At 73.6% G+C, this 1122-nt stretch carries 1 protein-coding gene; it reads left to right on the plus strand.

The annotated features are described in order from the left end of the window. Nucleotides 1-247: 247 nt before the first annotated feature. Nucleotides 248-1122: serine/threonine-protein kinase (locus ACLEQD_RS43970; RefSeq protein WP_410391877.1), on the plus strand; the 875-nt coding region annotated here is incomplete at its 3' end.

Genomic DNA, 1122 nt, shown 5'->3' on the forward strand with positions numbered 1-1122 from the left:
CCGCCCGGACCGGTGCCGGGGCTGGCCGCGCCCCTGCCCCCGCCCATGCCCTGGTGGCTGGCCCGGCGGCTGGCGTGGCGGCGGCGGTGGGAGCAGTGGCTGCGGCGTCTGGGATTGCGCCGGGGCGGATGAACCCCACGTGTCCTGCGCCCGCCACACGACCCTGGAGGTTTTCCCCACGACAGGGTTTGTGCTACCTGCGGGGTCGAGCGATTCCCGCTCGACCTGACAGGTTGAAAGGCAGGACATGAAGACGCCCGATACGACGACGGAGGAGATCCCCGGCGTGCCCCGCCGGCCGCGCGTGCTGTTCACGGTGGGAGGCACGGCCTTCGAGTTCGTGCGCAAGCTGGAGGTGCGCGCCACCGGGGAGCTGCTGATGCTGGCGCGGCGGCGCTACCGGGGCGGGATGGGCGGCCCGGTGGTCATCAAGCGGCTGCGCAACCCGTCCGGCTTCGTGGAGCGCCGCCGGCTGGTGGAGGAGGTGGAGCTGACGTTCCGGCTCAACCACCCGGGCATCGCGAAGGTCTACCACCTGAAGGCGTACCGGGGCGTCCCGCACGTGGTGATGGAGTACGTGGAGGGCCGGTCGCTGGACACGGTGCTCAACCTGGTGGCCATGCGGCGCAAGCCCATGTCCCCGGCCTTCGGGGCGTGGGTCGTCTCCGAGGTGGCGGAGGCGCTGCACCACGCGCACACGCTGCGGGACGAGTGGAACCGGCCGCTGGGCATCGTGCACCGGGACGTGAGCCCCCGGAACCTGCGCCTGGGCGTGCACGGCGAGGTGAAGCTGACGAACTTCACCGCCGCCTTCTCCACGCTGCCGGGCCGGGAGATCACCAGCCGCCCGCTGGTGAAGGGGGACGTGGCGTACGCCTCGCCGGAGGCGCTGCGGCGCGAGCCCGTGGACGCGCGGAGCGACCAGTTCTCGCTGGGGCTGGTGCTGCTGGAGGTGCTGACGGGGACGCACCCGCTGGCGCAGGAGGGGGACGTGGCGCTCCCGCCGCCGCCGGACCTGCCGCTGGTGCAGGCGCAGGGGCCCACGTGGATGCCCCTGACGGAGGTGGCGGCGCGCATGGCGCTGGTGGGCCCGCGCAGGTGGAGCAGCTGGCGCGCGAGGTG

The sequence above is a fragment of the Corallococcus sp. 4LFB genome (assembly GCF_046520365.1).
In the GTDB taxonomy this organism is placed as follows: domain Bacteria; phylum Myxococcota; class Myxococcia; order Myxococcales; family Myxococcaceae; genus Corallococcus; species Corallococcus caeni.